The sequence below is a fragment of the Bradyrhizobium sp. UFLA05-108 genome, assembly GCF_059803455.1.
Genome location: NZ_JBANAZ010000042.1, coordinates 1 through 17,309 on the forward strand (window position 1 = coordinate 1; position 17,309 = coordinate 17,309).

The 17,309-nt window shown below is 63.9% G+C and carries 15 protein-coding genes; 8 read left to right on the forward strand and 7 right to left on the reverse strand.

Annotation, left to right across the window (positions count from 1 at the left end):
• Together SO140_RS27425 and SO140_RS27430 are read right to left on the reverse strand one after the other, a co-directional pair.
• On the reverse strand, positions 1–310 hold a 310-nt coding region (locus SO140_RS27425; protein WP_498543438.1), incomplete at its 3' end, for a DUF1465 family protein.
• A 513-nt stretch (positions 311–823) separates the two neighbouring features.
• Positions 824–1,015: a DUF1192 domain-containing protein gene (locus SO140_RS27430; RefSeq protein WP_449376973.1), complete on the reverse strand. Its 192-nt coding sequence runs from the start codon at positions 1,013–1,015 to the stop codon at positions 824–826.
• A 116-nt stretch (positions 1,016–1,131) separates the two neighbouring features.
• Here SO140_RS27430 and SO140_RS27435 point away from each other — a divergent pair, with 116 nt between their 5' ends.
• Both SO140_RS27435 and SO140_RS27440 read left to right on the forward strand, forming a co-directional pair.
• A complete protein-coding gene (locus SO140_RS27435; RefSeq protein WP_449376974.1) occupies positions 1,132–2,130 on the forward strand; it encodes an NAD(P)H-quinone oxidoreductase in 999 nt (332 codons plus the stop codon).
• Between the two features lie 141 nt (positions 2,131–2,271).
• A complete protein-coding gene (locus SO140_RS27440) occupies positions 2,272–5,148 on the forward strand; it encodes an EAL domain-containing protein (protein ID WP_449376975.1) in 2,877 nt (958 codons plus the stop codon).
• 99 nt (positions 5,149–5,247) lie between these two features.
• Here SO140_RS27440 and SO140_RS27445 read toward each other — a convergent pair whose 3' ends face one another.
• Complete coding sequence (locus SO140_RS27445) at positions 5,248–5,511, reverse strand: DUF7662 domain-containing protein (protein ID WP_449376976.1); 264 nt, start codon at positions 5,509–5,511, stop codon at positions 5,248–5,250.
• 146 nt (positions 5,512–5,657) lie between these two features.
• Between SO140_RS27445 and SO140_RS27450 the strand changes: the two genes are divergently transcribed.
• Entirely contained in the window at positions 5,658–7,157 is a 1,500-nt protein-coding gene (locus SO140_RS27450) for a diguanylate cyclase (RefSeq protein ID WP_449376977.1), read from the forward strand.
• 149 nt (positions 7,158–7,306) lie between these two features.
• Here the strand turns inward: SO140_RS27450 and SO140_RS27455 are convergent, their stop codons facing one another.
• A complete protein-coding gene (locus SO140_RS27455; RefSeq protein ID WP_449376978.1) occupies positions 7,307–8,182 on the reverse strand; it encodes a UTP--glucose-1-phosphate uridylyltransferase in 876 nt (291 codons plus the stop codon).
• Between the two features lie 234 nt (positions 8,183–8,416).
• On the opposite strand from SO140_RS27455, the gene SO140_RS27460 reads away from it, so the two are divergent.
• Positions 8,417–9,772, forward strand: coding sequence for a lytic murein transglycosylase (locus SO140_RS27460; RefSeq protein ID WP_449377021.1), 1,356 nt, complete (start codon positions 8,417–8,419; stop codon positions 9,770–9,772).
• Between the two features lie 160 nt (positions 9,773–9,932).
• Positions 9,933–11,642, forward strand: coding sequence for an SGNH/GDSL hydrolase family protein (locus SO140_RS27465; protein ID WP_449376979.1), 1,710 nt, complete (start codon positions 9,933–9,935; stop codon positions 11,640–11,642).
• An 18-nt stretch (positions 11,643–11,660) separates the two neighbouring features.
• On the opposite strand, the gene SO140_RS27470 is transcribed toward SO140_RS27465, so the two are convergent.
• Together SO140_RS27470 and SO140_RS27475 are read right to left on the reverse strand one after the other, a co-directional pair.
• Positions 11,661–12,035: a CsbD family protein gene (locus tag SO140_RS27470; RefSeq protein ID WP_474799081.1), complete on the reverse strand. Its 375-nt coding sequence runs from the start codon at positions 12,033–12,035 to the stop codon at positions 11,661–11,663.
• Between the two features lie 64 nt (positions 12,036–12,099).
• A complete protein-coding gene (locus tag SO140_RS27475; protein ID WP_449376981.1) occupies positions 12,100–12,834 on the reverse strand; it encodes an SDR family NAD(P)-dependent oxidoreductase in 735 nt (244 codons plus the stop codon).
• 100 nt (positions 12,835–12,934) lie between these two features.
• Between SO140_RS27475 and SO140_RS27480 the strand changes: the two genes are divergently transcribed.
• The 3 genes from SO140_RS27480 (at position 12,935) to SO140_RS27490 (ending at position 16,360) form a co-directional block, all read left to right on the forward strand.
• The gene (locus tag SO140_RS27480; protein WP_449376982.1) at positions 12,935–13,714 is read left to right on the forward strand and encodes an SDR family NAD(P)-dependent oxidoreductase; all 780 of its coding nucleotides are present in this window, start codon (positions 12,935–12,937) and stop codon (positions 13,712–13,714) included.
• Positions 13,715–13,821: 107 nt separating this feature from the next.
• A complete protein-coding gene (locus tag SO140_RS27485; protein WP_498543439.1) occupies positions 13,822–14,706 on the forward strand; it encodes a TauD/TfdA dioxygenase family protein in 885 nt (294 codons plus the stop codon).
• A gap of 586 nt (positions 14,707–15,292) precedes the next feature.
• Entirely contained in the window at positions 15,293–16,360 is a 1,068-nt protein-coding gene (locus SO140_RS27490; RefSeq protein WP_449376984.1) for a lysozyme family protein, read from the forward strand.
• Between the two features lie 205 nt (positions 16,361–16,565).
• Here SO140_RS27490 and SO140_RS27495 read toward each other — a convergent pair whose 3' ends face one another.
• Positions 16,566–17,210 carry a YqgE/AlgH family protein gene (locus SO140_RS27495; RefSeq protein ID WP_474799086.1) on the reverse strand — a complete coding sequence of 215 codons (645 nt, stop codon included), beginning with the start codon at positions 17,208–17,210 and terminating at the stop codon, positions 16,566–16,568.
• Between the last annotated feature and the right edge of the window lie 99 nt (positions 17,211–17,309).

Sequence of the window (17,309 nt, forward strand, 5' to 3'; positions counted from 1 at the left end):
TCAGCTTGACCTTGGTCTTTTCGCGGTTGGCCTGAAGCAGCGTCATCTCGCCTTCCTTCACCGCGCGGTGCAGGAGCAACCAGGATGCGAGCTGCATCAGGCGGGTGGTGAGACGCATGCTTTCGGTGGCGTAGGTCAGGCTGACGGCGCGGTCGAGCGCCTTGGCCTCGGTACGGCCGGCGCCGTCGAGATAGGCGGCGGTCTCTTCGACCAGGTCCATGCCTTCGCGGAACAACGCACCGAACGCAGCCGAATTGGTGAACCGTTCGCTGAGTTGAACGAGAGCGCCGTCGGCTTGCAAACGTTCCATGGTTAACGCCCCTTACGCAACTGTTTACCATCCGGCTTTGGCGCCGGCTTATGATGAACAAATCATTGCGCGGGCCGGCCGCGAAGTCCAGCAGCAACCGCGTTTATGGTTTCCGCGCCTGATTGCACCAAGCCGGGACACGCAAGAAGCAAAACAAGGGCAAAAAAAGAGCCGCCGGAGACCGGCGGCTTTGAAAGTTGATAACAGGGAGGCGTCAAACAGAGTGGACAGGAGCCACTCGGTGTCCAAACGAGGACGGTTCCAGTCATAAACGCGAAAGCTTAATCGACCGTAAACGAGCGATTTTTTTGAGGGTTCGTTAGCCATGTCGGCCATTGGCCGAGGGGGGGTGCGGAACAGTCTCAAGGACAGCGGCTTCAGCGGGCGGACCATCAATCCTCATGGTGAGGAGCGCGCATCGCGCGCGTCTCGAACCATGAAGGCCCGGTTTCCGCGGCCATCCTTCGAGACGCGGCCTTCGGCCGCTCCTCAGGATGAGGACTGCAAGTGTTGCTACGTCTTGAAAACGCTATTCGCGGCGTCGCGCGAGGCGCGCTTCTTGGTTGCCGCTTCCTCGAGCCTTGCAATCTCGGATTTCAGCAGTGAAATGCGCTCGGTCAATTCCTCGACCGATAACAGTGAGAGGTCCTGTCCGATCTCGTGGGTGATCTTCTTGCGTGGCCGGTCGTCATCGTCCATCGCCATCATCTCTCCTCCATCACAACCGAACCCGAAGCGGTTGCCAGCGCGTAGCCCGCTGGCTAATCAATTGCCTCGTTCTTCCTGCACCCCTAAGGCACGGGGACAATCAAGGACAAATCATGGAAAAGCTGCCTGCGCAAATGACCGTGGTCGCCATCTCCAAGCCCGGCGGCCCCGAGGTGCTGGTGCCGGAGCAGCGTGCGCTGCCACAGCCGGGTCCCGACGAGATCCTGATCAGGGTGATGGCCGCCGGCGTGAACCGGCCCGACGTGGCGCAACGCTCCGGCGCGTATCCGCCGCCACCCGGCGCCAGCGATCTGCCGGGGCTGGAGGTTGCGGGCGAAGTAGTGGCGGTCGGCAACAACGCCAAGCGGCACAAGATCGGCGACAAGGTGATGTCGCTGGTCGCAGGCGGCGGCTACGCGCAGTACTGCATCGCCCAGGACGCCCAGGCCATGAGCGTGCCGCCGGCGCTGTCGATCCAGGAAGCCGGCGCGCTGCCGGAAACCCTGATGACGGTTTGGCACAACGTGTTCGAGCGCGGTGGGCTGAAGGCCGGCGAGACGCTGCTGGTCCATGGCGGCTCCTCCGGCATCGGCACGATGGCGATCCAGCTTGCGAAAGCGTTCGGTGCGAAGGTCATCGTCACCGTCGGCTCGCAGGACAAGATCGATGCCTGCCTCAAGCTGGGCGCCGACCGCGCCATCAACTACAAGACCGAGGACTTCGTTGCCGTGGTCAAGGCGGAGACCGGCAATGCCGGCGCCAACCTGATCCTCGACATGGTCGCCGGCGACTATGTCGACCGCAACTATGATGCCGCCGCGGTCGACGGCCGCATCGTACAGATCGCAACCCTCAACGGCCCCAAGGTCAACGTCAACATCGCCAAGGTCATGGTGAAGCGCCTCACCCATACCGGCTCGACGCTGCGCCCCCGTAGTAATGCGGACAAGGCGGCGATGGTGGCCGCGATCGAGGCCAAGGTGATGCCGCTCTTGCGCGAAGGCCGCATCAAACCGCTGATGGACAGCACTTTCCCGCTGGAAAAGGCGGCAGAGGCGCACCGGCGGATGGAGACGAGTGCACATATTGGCAAAATTGTGTTGGAGGTCTAACCCGCACGACCCGCAGGCGAGGCGGAAACCCTTTGATTTTCCTCGCTTTCGTGGCATCTATCGCGAAGCGCCGAACCATCTCGTTACGTTCGGAAATGCGGTTAGCACTGAAGAGTTTGCGTCGAACGCGGAGAACTGACCTTGCGTCTGATCAGGTGCCTCGCGCCCATAGCGCTGGGCCTCATGATTCTTGTCGCCGCGTCGCCTGCACGCGCGCTTGATGCCGTCAGCGTCCGCAGCGACGCGCCCGCGATCGACCTCACCGCCGTACTCGAGCACCAGCGCAGTGACGCTGACCGAATCCAGGTGTCCACCGCACCCGGCACCGACGGCATCGTCCGCCGCATCGAGGTGCGCGCGCGCGAGGGCGGCCAGAACTGGGTGGTGTTCGCGCTCGCCAACAACACCGACGACCAGCTCGATCGCCTGATCGTCGCGCCGCATTACCGCATCGTCTCGTCGGGCCTGCTGTGGCCGGACCTCGGACTGTCGCGCATCGCGACCATCACGCCCTCGATCGGTGACCGGCCCGAGCGCCAGGAGAGCGCGACCGCAGACGTCTTCCGCATCACGCTCGACCCCGGCTCCGTCGTCACCTTCGTCGCGGAGCTGCGCACCGACAAGCTTCCTCAGCTCTATCTGTGGGAGCCGGAAGCCTACAAGGACAAGGTCAACTCGTTCACGCTCTACCAGGGCATCGTGATCGGCATCTCGGGCCTGCTTGCGCTCGTGCTCACCATCCTGTTCGTGGTGAAGGGCAGCATCATGTTCCCGGCCGCCGCGGCGCTCGCCTGGGCAGTGCTTGTCTATATCGGCGTCGATTTCGGCTTCTGGGGCAAGGTGCTCGACATGTCGAACAACGCCGAGCGCATCTGGCGCGCGGCGGGCGAAGCGATTTTGGCCGCGACGCTGCTGGTGTTCCTGTTCGCCTATCTCAACCTCAGCCGCTGGCATGTGCGCTATTCGCACATCACCGTGGGCTGGCTCGCGTTCCTGGGCTCGCTCGTCGCGCTCGCGCTGTTCGATCCAGCGGTCGCCTCCGGGATCGCGCGCATGTCCCTGGTGCTGATCGCCTTCGCCGGCTTTGCGCTGATCGTCTATCTCTCGACCCATGGCTTTGACCGCGCGGTGTTGTTGATCCCGACCTGGTTCCTGCTCGTGATCTGGGTGGTCGCGGCCGGCATGACGGTCGCGGGCTCCGTGACCAACGACATCGTCGGACCCGCGCTGCTCGGCGGCCTGGTGCTGATCGTGATGCTGATCGGCTTCACGGTCATGCAACACGCCTTCGCCGGCGGCGGCGCCACCACCGGCGTCGTATCCGACATCGAGCGGCGGGCGCTCGCGCTGGCCGGCTCCGGCGATCTGATCTGGGACTGGGACGTTTCCGCCGACAAGGTGTTCACCAGCCCCGAGACCGAGGCGCTGCTCGGCCTGAAACGCGGCACGCTGGAAGGGCCGGCTGCGACCTGGCTGGAGGTGCTGCATCCGCTCGACCAGGATCGCTTCCGTGCCGCGCTCGACAGCGTGCTCGACCAGCGCCGCGGCCGCCTGGTGCAGGATTTCCGCTTGCGCACTCCGGACGGCCATTTCATGTGGTTCGCACTGAAGGCACGTCCCGTGGTCGGCTCCGACGGCGAGGTCTCGCGCGTCGTCGGCACGCTCACCGATGTCACCGAGCTGCGCAATGCCGAGGAACGCCTGCTGCACGATTCCGTGCACGACAATCTGACCGGCCTGCCCAACCGCAAGCTGTTCATGGACCGCCTCGGCGCGGTCGCCAATTTCGCCAAGACCATGCCGACGCTGCGGCCGACGCTGATGGTCATCGATCTCGACCGTTTCAAGCAGGTCAACGATTCCGTCGGCATCGCGGTCGGCGATTCCATCCTGCTCACGCTCGCCCGCCGCCTCACCCGCATCCTGAAGCCGCAGGATACGCTGGCGCGGCTCGCCGGCGACCAGTTCGGCCTGATCCTGCTGTCCGAGCAGGACCCGGCCCGCATCACCGCCTTTGCCGAGACCATCCGCAAGACCATCCGCGCGCCAATCGCCTTCAACGACCGCGAGATCTTCCTCACCGCCTCGATTGGCCTCGCGCTCTCTGATCCGCAAGTCCAGCTTACGGACGAGATCATCAAGGACGCCGAGCTTGCGATGTATCATTCCAAGCGGATCGGCGGCGATCGCATCGACGTCTACAAGCCGGCGATGCGCGCGCGAAAAACCGACCGCCTGACGCTGGAAAGCGAGCTCCGCCGGGCCATCGAGCGGCAGGAGTTGACGATCCTCTACCAGCCGATCGTGCGGCTGGAAGATCGCTCGATCGCCGGCTTCGAGGCGCTGTCGCGCTGGGATCATCCAAAACTGGGACGGATGTCGCCCTCGGAATTCATCACGATTGCCGAAGAGACCGGCCTCATCGTCGACCTCGGCCTCTTCGTGCTCGACCAGACCGCAAAGCAGCTCTCGGTCTGGCAGCGCGCAATGCGCTCACGCGAGCCGATCTTCGCATCCGTCAACGTCTCCTCGCGGCAATTGCTCCGCCACGACCTCATCCACGACATCCGCACCGTGCTGTCGCGCTCCTCGGTCGCGCGCGGCACGCTGAAACTGGAATTGACGGAATCGCTGGTGATGGAGAATCCGGAGCACGCAGCCCAGATGCTGACTCGGATCCGCGAGCTCGGCACCGGGCTTTCGCTCGACGATTTCGGCACCGGCCATTCCTCGCTCGCCTATCTCCAGCGCTTTCCGTTCGACACCATCAAGATCGACCAGTCCTTCGTGCGCACCACGAGCCGCGGCACCCGCCCCGTGATCCTGAAGTCGATCATCGCACTGGCGCACGATCTCGGCATGGACGTGGTGGCGGAAGGCGCGGAGACCGACTCGGACGCTGTCGAGCTCTACCAGCTCGGCTGCGAATACGCGCAGGGCTTCGCCTTCGGCGAGCCGATGGACGCCGACGCCGCGATGCGGCTGCTTACGGAAGTGCGGCTGGAAGCAGCGAGCTGATCTCGCCGCGTGTCCGGTATCGTATCGTGGGCAAAGGCGCACTTGCGCCGTGCCCACCCTACGATACTGTTGGATGGGGAGAGACCGCCGATCGTCGCGCTACCTCCGCCGGTCGTTCTTCCGCTTCGTAAACCGCACGCTCGCACCATCAGGCATCCGTGTCGCCACGAAGCCCGCGGCGAGGCAGGCTTCGCGCTGCGGCATCTGGATGTCGGGGCTGCGCAGACTGTCCCACCATGAGGCGCGCTGCGCCGCACGCGGCAGGGCTGCGCCGATGATCTCCTCGATCTGGTCAAAGCTCAGCACGAGCTCCATCTGCTTCTGCCGCTTCAGGTAATCGCGCAACGCGTCGTAGTCGTTCACCGTCGTCCTCGATCGTTCGTCGGGGGCCCGCCCTTGCCGAAAAGCGTTAGCCCCGGAAACCGTTTCTTAACTGATTGCGGCACCGGCGTCTCAGTTTAAAGACTACTCAAGATTTCAGGTGCATCCACTAGTGTCGGGAGCAAGTGATGCTGGCTGGATGGCGCGAAGGCACGGCCCGGCGGCCGTGGCGAATCTCGGCGAAGTTGCTGATCATCTCGTCGGTCGTGACGGTGATCGGCTTTTCCGCCATTTGCGTCAACGTGATGTTGGACATGCGCCGTGGCGAGGAGGCGCTCGCCCGCCAGACCCTGGAAAACCTGACTACGACCATCGAAGCCGACATCAGCCGCAACATCGAGATCTACGACCTGTCGCTTAAGGCGGTGGCCAGCAACATGCTGCTGCCCGAAATCGGGACGGTCAGCAAATCGATCCGGCAGCTCATCCTGTTCGACCACGCCACAACCGCCAAGCATTTTGGCGCCATTCAGGTGTTCGACACCGACGGCAAGCTGACCATCGATGCATCCACGCTGGACCCGGTCCCGGAGAATCGCTCCGACGAGGAATATTTCCGGGTTCATCGCGACAACCCCAATGCAGGGCTGTTCATCAGCCGGCCGATGCTGTTTCGCGGCGCCTATGCCATCGTGCTGAGCCGGCGGGTCAGCGATCAGGACGGCGGCTTCATGGGCGTCGTCGCGGGCTCGATCCGCTTCAGCTACTTCCACGAGCTGTTCGAGCGGCTGAGCCTCGATCCGCAGGACACCATCACCGTGCTCAAGCGCGACCGCACCATTATGATGCGGCGGCCATTCGATCTCGACGTGATCGGCAGAAATCTGGCCGACCGGCAGAACTGGAAGGCGGACAATCTGAAGGAAGGCGGTTCTTTTGCGGGACAGGGCCCGGTGGATACGACGCCGCGCCTCTATGTCCGCAGCGGCAGTACCACCACCCCCCTGTTCGTCGTCGCCGGCAAGCCGCTCAGCGCCGTGTTCGAGCTCTGGCAGAAGGAAGCCTTGCGCATCGGCGCCGTGGTGTTGGTGCTCGCATTGTTCGTGCTGGGCTCGACGGCGGTGCTGGCGCGCGAGATCGGCCGACGCGCCAAGGCGGAAAACAAGCTCGAGGAGATGGCAACCACCGACGCGCTCACGGGCCTGCGAAACCGTCGCAAGTTCGATTCCGTGATCGACGTCGAATGGCGGCGCGCCATGCGGCAGAAGACGCCGGTCGCCCTCTTGATGATCGACGCCGATCACTTCAAGGCTTACAACGACACATTCGGCCACCAGGCCGGCGACCAGGTGCTGGTCGGCATCGCCATCTGCATCTCCGATTCCGTTCGCCGCGCCGGCGATTGCCCCGCGCGCTATGGTGGCGAGGAATTTGCCGTGCTGCTGCCGGGCACCTCGGAAGCGGACGCGTTCAAGATCGCCGAGACGATCCGCTGCAAGGTGCAGGGCTGGTCCGACGACCAGGCGAGCACGACGGTCTCCTGCGGCATCGCCAGCCTCGTCCCCACGGCCGGCATGGACTGGTCCATCCTGGTGACCGCCGCGGATAAAGCGCTTTATGCCGCCAAAGCCGGCGGCCGCAACCAGTCCGTGGTCGCGAACATTCCGAAACTTTCGCTGGTGGCGTGAACACGCCACACCGTCATTGCGAGCGAAGCGAAGCAATCCAGGCTGTCGCCGCGGAGAGATTCTGGATTGCTTCGTCGCGGAGCCTGTCATCCGGCCCGCCAAGGCGGGACCGCGTGGCTCCTCGCAATGACACCCGAGGCGAGAGTTCGCTATCCGCCCAGATACTTCTTCATCTCCGCGAGCAGGCCGTCGCGCAGTTCGGGGCGCTTCAGGCCATAGGCGATGTTGGCGCGCAGGAAGCCGGCCTTGGAGCCGCAATCATGGCGCTCGCCTTCGAACTCGACGCCGTAGAACTTCTGCGATTTGGCGAGTCCGATCATGGCGTCCGTGAGCTGGATCTCGCCGCCGGCGCCACGCTCCTGGGTCTCCAGGATCTTGAAGATCTCGGGCTGCAGAATGTAGCGGCCGGTGATCGACAGGTTGGAGGGCGCGGTGCCTTTCGGCGGCTTCTCCACCATGCCATCGACCTCGAAGATCTTGCCGCTGCGTTTTCCCACGCCGCAGATGCCGTATTGATGCGTGAGATGGTCCGGCACGGCCTCGACAGCGAGCACGTTGGACTTCTCGCCAAGCTGGCTTGCGGCCTCGATCATCTGCTTCAGGCACCCCGGCGTATTGAGCACGAGCTCGTCGGGCAGTACGACGGCAAACGGTTCGTTGCCGACGATGTCGCGCGCACACCAGACCGCGTGGCCGAGGCCGAGCGGTGCCTGCTGGCGGGTGAAGCTGACCGCGCCGGCCTCCGGCTGGTTTTGCGCGAGGACTTCCTGCTCGACCCTCTTGCCGCGCGCGGCGAGCGTCGAGTCGAGCTCGAACATGCGGTCGAAGTGGTCTTCGATGACGTTCTTGTTGCGCCCGGTGACGAAGACGAAATGCTCGATGCCGGCCTCTCTCGCTTCGTCATAGACGTACTGGATCAGCGGCTTGTCGACGATGGTGAGCATTTCCTTGGGCATCGCCTTGGTGGCGGGCAGCACGCGGGTGCCGAGGCCGGCGACGGGGAATACGGCTTTGCGGATTTTCATGGGATTGATCGAATACCTTGGGACGTGCGGACGGAGAGCAATGACATCTTGCTAGCCGGTTTGCAGCCGGTAACAAAGGCGGATGTTGGGCCCCTGCCCCGGGATTCAAAGGAAAAGGCCATCTACAAAATTTCACTTTCGTTAAGGTGTTGGCAACCGTAACAACGGCCTCCTGCAGCCGGATTTTGGCCGCACAGCTGGGACATGAGGCGATCGATGGCAGGACTTGCAGGAATGACCGGCGCAACCCTGATTGCGGCCGCCCTGCTGTTCCCGCTTCAAGCGCGCGCGCAGGGATCAAATGGCTTGTCGAACCTGTTCGGCGGCATCTTCTCCGGCTCCAACCCGTCGCCGGCGCAACCTGCACCCGGTCCGGGCGGCGCGCAGGCCGGAAGTCAATCTTGGAGCGGCGAGGACGGCGCTTCCGGCCACCCCCTGATGACCGCAGCCGCGATCCGGGAGGCCGCCGCGAATTTTGACAATTGCGTTGCATCGATGTGGCCTGATGCCGCACGCCGCAACATCACGCAGGAGAATTTTCAGCAGTTCACCGCCGGGCTCACACCCGACCTGCGCATCATGGATCTCCTGGACTCGCAGCCGGAGTTCACCAAATCGATCTGGGACTATCTCGACATCCTCGTGAACGACAACCGCCTCGCCAAGGGCAAGGAGATCCTCGCCAAGTACAAGGCGCAGTTCGACGCCACGGAGAAAGCTTATGGCGTCGACCGCTACATCATCGCGGCGATCTGGGGCATCGAATCCAACTACTCGACCCAGATGGGCGACCGAAGCGTGCTGCAATCCACCGCGACGCTGGCCTGCATCGGCCGCCGCCAGGCCTATTTTAGGGATGAGTTCCTCTCCGCGCTGGAAATCCTCAACCGTGGCGATCTGCGGCCCGAACAAATGCGCGGCTCCTGGGCCGGCGCGTTCGGCCCCACGCAGTTCATGCCGACCGCGTTCAAGCGCTTTGCCGTGGACGGCGACGGGGACGGCCGGCGCGACGTCGTCGACAATCCTTCAGACCTGATCGCGTCCACCGCCAACAATCTGAAGAAGGACGGCTGGCAGAGCGGCGCTAGCTGGGGCTACGAGGTGATGGTGCCCGACGGCTTCAACTACATGCTGGCCGACCGCGCCAAGGCGATGACGATCGCGCAATGGGAGAAGCTTGGCATCACGCGCGCGACCAGCCAGCCCTTCCCGCACCCGGCCGACAAGGCCTACCTGCTCGCACCGGCCGGCGCCCAAGGGCCGCGCTTCCTGATGCTGCAGAATTTCCGCGTGATCATGAAGTACAACCCGGCCGAGGCCTACGCGCTGGCGATCGGCCATTTCGCTGACCGGCTGCGGGGTGGCCAGCCCTTCGTGCAGCCCTGGCCGCGGCAGGAGCGGGAGCTGTCCCGCGCCGAGCGGTTGGAATTGCAGCAGCTCCTGGTCCAGCGCGGCTTCTACAAGGGCACGCCCGACGGCCAGTTCGGCGGCCAGACCCGCGACGCCTTGCGCAACTTCCAGGCCTCGATCGGGGCGCCCGCGGACGGATTTGCCTCTTCCGACATGCTGGAACGGCTGCGCGGACGGTAAATCCGTCCCGAAAGTAACCCTGAACACGAAATCCGGCCTCCGGCCTTGACGAGGGCGGCAGTTCCCCGGTGTATGGCGCAATCAAATCTGCCCGTTTGCGGCCCGATTCCGCTATTATATCGGGCCTATTCCGAAACCGTGGCACGTGCCTCAGAACTGCATGTCGAAGCCGAAATCATTTTTCAAGGCGCTGACCGAGACCGGCCCGTTGATCGCGCTGGGGACGGCGCTTGCGATCATGGTGTCGATTGCGGGCCCTGCGTCGGCGCAGTTCTTCAACTTCCCCGGCTTCGGCGGTCCGCCGCAGCGGTCTGCGCCACCGCGCAGTGGTGGTGGCTGGTTCGGCGGCGACTTCTTCGCACCATTCCAGCAGCCTCAGCAGCAGCAGGCCCCGCGCCAGGATTTTTCGCGTGCGCCCGCGCCTGCCAAGCGCGACACGACTCCCGAGAAGAACGTTCTCGTGATCGGCGACGCCATGGCCGACTGGCTCGCCTATGGCCTTGAGGACGCCTACACCGAGCAGCCTGACATGGGTGTGATCCGCAAGCACAAGACCACGTCCGGCCTGATCAAGTACCAGCCGAAGGGTGAGCCCTCGGACTGGGCTACCGCGGCCAAGGGCATTCTCGAGACTGAGAAGCCCGACGTCATCGTCGTCATGCTCGGCCTGAACGACCGCCTGGCAATCCGCGAGCCCGCCGCGGACAAATCCGACAAGCCTGCCGACAAGAAGAACGACAAGGGCGCGCGCGCCAAGCCGCAAGGCAAACCTGCGGACGGCAAGACGGACACCAAGCCCGGCCCGGATGCTGCCGCCAAACCCGACGACAAGCCGGCAGACCCCGACCTGCCGCAGGACGACGCCGACAATGCCGATGCACCGCAGACCGCCGCGCCGGAAAAAACCGCGCGCTCGCCGAACGGGCTCTATGAATTCCGCGACGACCGCTGGGTCGAGCTCTACGGCAAGAAGATCGAGGAGCTGATCGGCGTGCTCAAGGCCAAGGGCGTGCCGGTGCTCTGGGTCGGCCTACCCGCGATCCGCGGTCCGAAGGGCACCGCGGACATGCTGTTCCTGGATTCGCTCTATCGGGAAGGCGCAGCAAAGGCCGGTATCACTTATGTCGACGTCTGGGACGGCTTTGTCGACGAAGCGGGCCGCTTCCTCCAGAAGGGCCCGGACTTCGAAGGCCAGATCCGTCAGCTCCGCACCTCTGATGGCGTCTATTTCACCAAGGCCGGCGCACGCAAGCTCGCACACTATGTCGAGCGTGAGATTACGCGTCTGCTGGCTGGGCGCTCAGGCCCGATCGCATTGCCGAGCGAGCCGGCAACGCCGGATACCAGCGCCGAGCCCGGCAAGCCCGCGCCGCGACCGCTTGCGGGGCCGATCGTGCCGCTCGTTGCGGCCTCGATTTCCACCGATCAGTTGCTGGGCGGACCGGGATCGCGTCCGGCGGCCGTCGATGCACTCGCGGCCAAGACGCTGGTGAAGGGCGAGCCACTGACACCGCCGGCAGGCCGCGCCGACGACTATGCCTGGCCACGGCGCGAGGTCGGCCGCGAGCAGGCCAAGGGTGATACGCCGGTCGCAGCGACGACGCCTGAGGGCGGCGCCACTAATCCAAGTGCGGGGACCGCGCCGAATGCTGCTGCCGCGATTGCGCCGCCAAAGCCCGCGCCGAAGAAGCCGCCGGTCCAGCAACCGGCGCAGGCAACGCCATCGCTGCGCGATTTCTTCAGCTTCGGCTCGCCATCGCCGCCGCGTCAACTGGCGCCGCAGCCGCCGCGCAATCCAAATCCGGCGATCCCGCGTCCGCCGGGCAACGTTGGGCGATCGGCGGAATTCTGGGGTAATCCGCCGCGATAGATAGTCGTCTCGAGTAGGCTAGCTGTAGTAGCGCCAGCGGGGCGGCGGGCGGCGGGCTGGCCGCGACATCAACAGCGCGAGCGCAAAGCCGATGCCGCCGGCGATCAGCAGCGCGCCGAGCGGGTTGTCCTGCACTCTCTTTGCAAGTGCCTGCGTACCGTCGCGGAATGTATCCTGGCCAGCTTCATACGCATCCTTCGCGTAGCCGGCAGCGGTATCCGTAGCATCGCGCGCGGCATCCTTCGCCTGGCCGTACAGGTTCTGCACGGTGCCGGCCGCTTCGCGCGCCTTGGCCGAGGCCTGCGTCTTCACGTCTCCCGTCATCTCACCGACCGCACCTTCGACGCGTCCGGCAAACTCCTTGGCTGATCCGGCAATCCGATCGTTGTCCATGGTGGTCCTCCTCGAGGGTCAGCCGAAGTAACCGATCAGCCGCAGCGCAGTTCCGCATCGTCGCTTAGAGAATGAGCCCGCCGTCGACGACGATGGTCTGACCAATGATGTAGGACGACAACGGCGAAGCCAGGAACAAGGCCGCACCGGCCATATCAGCCGGCGTGCCCAATCGCCGCAGCGGAATGCGTGACAGCGCTCCCTCGAGCCGCTGGGGATTGGAGGTCGTGACTTTGGTCATCTTGGTATCGACGAGCCCCGGCGCGATGCCGTTGACGCGGATGCCGTCCTCAGCCCAGGCTTCGCCCAGCGTCCGCGTCAATCCGACCGCACCGGTCTTCGAGGCATTGTAGGCCGGATTGCCCATGGTGGAGTGATAGGCGGCGGTCGACGAGACGATGATCAGCGACCCCTGCGCATCCCGCAACATGGGATGAAAGCGCGTGGCACAGGCCATCAGGCTCATGAGGTTGACTTCGACCACCCTGCGGAAACCGGCCATCTCGAATTCGCCGCGGTGATAGATCACTGCACCCTGTGCCAGCACCAGCACGTCGAGACGTTCGAACGACGGCTTGAACGCTTCGATCGCCCTGGCATCGCTGACATCGAGCTGGGCGTAAACAAGGCCCGTGAGATCCGATCCCTCCTCCGCCGAATAGTCCTTCGCATGGGCGCGCGTGCCGTAGACCGCAACTTGCGCGCCCTTGCCACGAAAGGCCTGTGCGATGCCGTTACCGATGCCGCTGGAACCGCCGACGACCAGAACCTGCTTACTCGAGAAATCGAGCTCGTTCATCGCGGCCTCCCTTTGCTTTTGCTTTGTTTGACGTGTGTGCGGATCGATGCCAGCCTTGTCAATCACACAACAATAGACAAGCGGGCCTCGAGGAAACTGCATGCCAGAGTTCAAGCAGCTCAGCCGATCCGTCAGGGGATTGACCGTTCTCATTACGGGTGCGGCAAGCGGCACGGGACGCGCCACCGCACGCGTGTTCGCCGCGGAGGGCGCCAATGTCGCCGTGACCGACTACGATGCGGATGGCGCGCAAGCCGTCGCCAGGGAGATCACCGCCAGCGGCGGCTCCGCCGAGGCGTGGAAGCTCGATGTTGCCAACGCCAAGGAGATCAGCCGCGTGGTGGGCGACGTCGCCGCGCATTTCGGCGGGCTCGACATCGTCGTCAACAATGCCGGCATTTCCGTGCGCGTCGCGATCGACGACGAAGCTTACGAAGATGCCTGGGCCAAGGGCATTGCGGTGATGTTGACGGCGCATCCGCGCATCATCCGCGCGGCCCTGCCCTACCTGCGCAAATCGAAGAGCCCGCGCATCGTCAATATCGCGTCCACAGAGGCGCTCGGCGCAACCGCGCTGCACAGCCCCTATTCGGCCGCCAAGGGCGGCGTTGCGAGCCTGACGCGCTCGCTCGCCGTCGAGCTCGGCCGCGAGGGCATCACCGTGAACTGCATCTGTCCGGGGCCGATCCGCACCGCGATCACCGACCGGATTCCGGAAGATCACAAGACGATCTATGCCAAGCGCCGCACCGCACTTGGCCGCTATGGCGACCCCGAGGAGGTCGCGCACATGACCTTGAGCCTGTGCCTGCCGGCAGCCTCGTTCCTGACCGGCGCGGTGATTCCGATCGACGGCGGCCTGATGGCGCGGAACGCGTGAGAGCCATGCGCGCATAGCGTTGACAGCGGCAGGCGCGGGGATACCCTTTTCACGAACAGAGCGGGCAAACCGCTTGCAGGCCCCGGGAGAGCGCCAGGAGAATCGCAATGACGATCGCCATCCGGCAGCTTCAGAAGCATTTTGTCGGCGAGGTCTCGGGCCTCGATTTGCGCCAGCCGCTCACAAAGGATGAGGCGCGCCAAATCGAGGCTGCGATGGACAGATACGCGGTGCTGGTTTTTCACGACCAGGACATCACCGACGAGCAGCAGATGGCCTTCGCGCTGAATTTCGGCCAGCGCGAAGATGCGCGCGGCGGCACCGTCACCAAGGAAAAGGACTATCGCCTCAGCTCGGGACTGAACGATGTCAGCAATCTCGGCAAGGACGGCAAACCGCTGGCGAAGGACAGCCGCACGCATCTGTTCAATCTCGGCAATTGCCTCTGGCATTCCGACAGCTCGTTTCGCCCCATCCCCGCAAAATTTTCGCTGCTGTCGGCGCGCGTGGTGAACCCGAAGGGCGGCAACACTGAATTTGCCGACATGCGCGCGGCCTATGATGCGCTCGATGACGAAACCAAGACAGAGATCGAGGATCTGATCTGCGAGCATTCGCTGATGTATTCGCGTGGCTCGCTCGGCTTCACCGAATATAGTGACGAGGAGAAGACGATGTTCAGGCCGGTGTTGCAGCGCCTGGTGCGCACGCACCCGGTGCATCGCCGCAAGTCGCTGTATCTGTCCTCACATGCCGGCAAGATCGTCGGCATGAGCATGCCCGAGGGCCGGCTCTTGCCGCGCGATCTCAACGAGCACGCAACACAAGGAGAATTCGTCTACGTGCACCAATGGAAGCTGCATGATCTCGTGATGTGGGACAACCGTCAGACCATGCACCGCGTCCGCCGCTACGACCAGGCGCAGCCCCGCGACATGCGCCGCGCAACGGTGGCGGGCACCGAGCCGACGGTGCAGCAGGCGGCGGAGTAGGCCAAGCGCTGCGTCACCTGCGAAGGTGAACGCGACCATCAGTAGCCCTGAGGAAATCAGGCATGCGCGGTCACTCCCAAAATTAAAAGTCGAAAACAACCCCATGCAAAGTAGGACAGCCGCCGCCAGCAAGGATGTTTGGTGGAGCGGACGTTTGACACGTCGGGCAAGTCGGCAAAACAAATCCCTCATCGCGCCCAGTTGCTTTTGGGCCAAAGCAACCCTCAGGTTGCAGGCAAAGCCCGCCGAACAGTCGAAAATGACCCTGAGCAGGCTCAGATGACGCCGCTACAGCGAGCGCGCCGTCGCGACGATCGGCGCGTGGTGCGGTTACGGCTTGCACCTCAAGTGACATGGCGTTCGCTTAGACGGCAAACGGGCAAAAAAAAATTCCAAGATAGGTCAGTATCGCTGTCCAGTGCGTCTTTACCGCAACAGCCGGTGAGAAAATCGAGCCGTCAAGCCTCACGCCTTCGTTGTGGCAAATCCAAAAGCTACGTCGATGCAGGATTGGGGCCCCCAGACTGAACACGGGGATCTGTGGTTGGGATTGAATGGGGAAACCGCGGCCGCGCGGTTGGCGACATTGAAGATTTGGCAAGTAAGCTGTATTGCCGGCGCACTGGGCGCAACTTCGCTTGCCGCGATTCATCAGATCGCGGCGACGCCCACGAGCGTCGCAACGCCGAATGCGAGAGTTGCCGATGCATTTGGCATCATCCCGCTGAACGTGACGACGCTGCTGACGAACGCCAGCGCGGAGTTGCCGGCTCCGGTCATCGAGGCGAAATTCGACACAAGATCATCGGCCAATGCGATTGTTGCGGCGGGGTTCGCAGACGCGGCGCCGGACTCGGTGATGCCGTCCGAAGTGACCAGTTCGCCGCCGCAAGGGCCAACGTTGCAGACCAGTGCGAGCCTCGATGCTACGCCGCCCACGAGCGAGTCAACGCCGCAGCTGGACCCGCCGCATGCTGCTTCTCCCAAGCCGGACGAAGGCGAGCTGCCGTATCTGAAGTACTACGTCTACTCGGAAGTTCCTCCGCCTGAGAAACCCGCGAAGATCGCCTTGGCGGCATTCGGCGACGTTCCGCTCGGAACGCCGGTCCAGGAGATCGAACGCGCGGCCAAAGCATTTGGAGTCGATGCCAATTTCATGAAGGCGGTTGCCAAAATCGAATCCGATTTTGATCCCAGGCAACGCACCGGCTCCTATATAGGTCTGTTCCAGCTGAGCAAGTCTGAGTTTAGGACTTACGGGTCGGGCGACATCCTCAATTCTCGCGACAATGCTGTGGCCGCCGCCTACAAGTTCATCACCGAGGCTGCGCTATTCGAAGCAACGACGCACGAGGAGCTGACGTTCGCCAATCTTTATCTGATCCACCAGCAGGGCTGGGAAGGAGCCGCCCAACACATCAGCCATCCGCAGCGGATTGCCTGGAAGTCGATGTGCGCGACTCGCGAGGGCATCGAGAAGGGCGAGAGATGGTGCAAGCGCGCCATCTGGGGCAACACGCTGCCGGCGGTCAAACGCGAATGGAAGTCGGTCGATCGCCTCACCTCGGGCGCGTTCGTGACGATGTGGCGGGATCGCGTCGAGACGCTCTATGCCCGCTACCCCGCGCCGACGCCGCGGCGGCGGGACGCTTGAGAGCTTTCGTTTGGTCGGGAACGTGTTCCGGCAATCTTCGAGTCCGATTTCCAGCGCCGGATTAGGTTTGCGTTTCGCTTTGAGACCACGCGGTTGCTCGCCCAGCGGCCCGATTGACCCAAGGATCGATCGCTGCCGCCTCCGAGACTAGAACCTAGCAGCCTGTCATCGGGTCGCCGAAGGCGGCATGACCGCGCGGGTGTAACTACGCGTGCCCGGCCTCGTTCGAGAGCATGCCGGGATCGATGCCGATCTTGTGCAAGGCACGCGCGTACTTGTCCTCGACGTCGTCGCCGAAGATCAAATCCGCATCGGCATCGCAATGCAGCCAGCCATTGCTCTGGATCTCGGTCTCGAGCTGACCCGGCGCCCAGCCGGCATAGCCGAGCGCGAGGATGGCACGCTTTGGACCGGAGCCGTTGGCGATCGCGCGCAGGATGTCGACAGTCGCGGTGAGGCAGACGCCGTCATCGATCCGCAGCGTCGCGTTCTCGATGTAGAAGTCGCTGGAATGCAGCACGAAGCCGCGCCCCGTATCGACCGGGCCACCGCGCAATACCTTCATGCTCTCGGCGTTCTCCGGCAGTTTGATCTGCGCGCCTTTCTTGATGATACCGAGCTGCTCCAGCAACTCCGGAAAATCGATGCTGCCGGCGGGATGATTGACGATGATGCCCATCGCGCCCTCGGCCGAATGGGCGCAGAGATAGATCACCGAGCGCTCGAAGCGGGGGTCGCCCATGACCGGCATGGCGATCAGGAGCCGCCCGTCGAGATAGCCCGCCGAATTAGAGACGGTAGGGCCGATCGCCGGGGTGCTATCGCCAGTTCTCTTGCCTGCAGAACCCATCGGTGAAGCACTCCCTCTCGGTTCATATCCTGATGTCGGGCTTGTCCGCTGTCAAATCAAGGCTTGCGTGGACCGAAATCCCCGAGCCTAACTCCCAAG

Bases quoted from the DNA above. Each gene is read 5' to 3' on its own strand.
- SO140_RS27430 (WP_449376973.1), bottom strand. From the start codon at position 1,015: ATGGCGATGGACGATGACGACCGGCCACGCAAGAAGATCACCCACGAG.
- SO140_RS27435 (WP_449376974.1), top strand. From the start codon at position 1,132: ATGGAAAAGCTGCCTGCGCAAATGACCGTGGTCGCCATCTCCAAGCCC.
- SO140_RS27450 (WP_449376977.1), top strand. From the start codon at position 5,658: ATGCTGGCTGGATGGCGCGAAGGCACGGCCCGGCGGCCGTGGCGAATC.
- SO140_RS27455 (WP_449376978.1), bottom strand. From the start codon at position 8,182: ATGAAAATCCGCAAAGCCGTATTCCCCGTCGCCGGCCTCGGCACCCGC.
- SO140_RS27460 (WP_449377021.1), top strand. From the start codon at position 8,417: ATGACCGGCGCAACCCTGATTGCGGCCGCCCTGCTGTTCCCGCTTCAA.
- SO140_RS27465 (WP_449376979.1), top strand. From the start codon at position 9,933: ATGTCGAAGCCGAAATCATTTTTCAAGGCGCTGACCGAGACCGGCCCG.
- SO140_RS27470 (WP_474799081.1), bottom strand. From the start codon at position 12,035: ATGGACAACGATCGGATTGCCGGATCAGCCAAGGAGTTTGCCGGACGC.
- SO140_RS27475 (WP_449376981.1), bottom strand. From the start codon at position 12,834: ATGAACGAGCTCGATTTCTCGAGTAAGCAGGTTCTGGTCGTCGGCGGT.
- SO140_RS27480 (WP_449376982.1), top strand. From the start codon at position 12,935: ATGCCAGAGTTCAAGCAGCTCAGCCGATCCGTCAGGGGATTGACCGTT.
- SO140_RS27485 (WP_498543439.1), top strand. From the start codon at position 13,822: ATGACGATCGCCATCCGGCAGCTTCAGAAGCATTTTGTCGGCGAGGTC.
- SO140_RS27495 (WP_474799086.1), bottom strand. From the start codon at position 17,210: ATGGGTTCTGCAGGCAAGAGAACTGGCGATAGCACCCCGGCGATCGGC.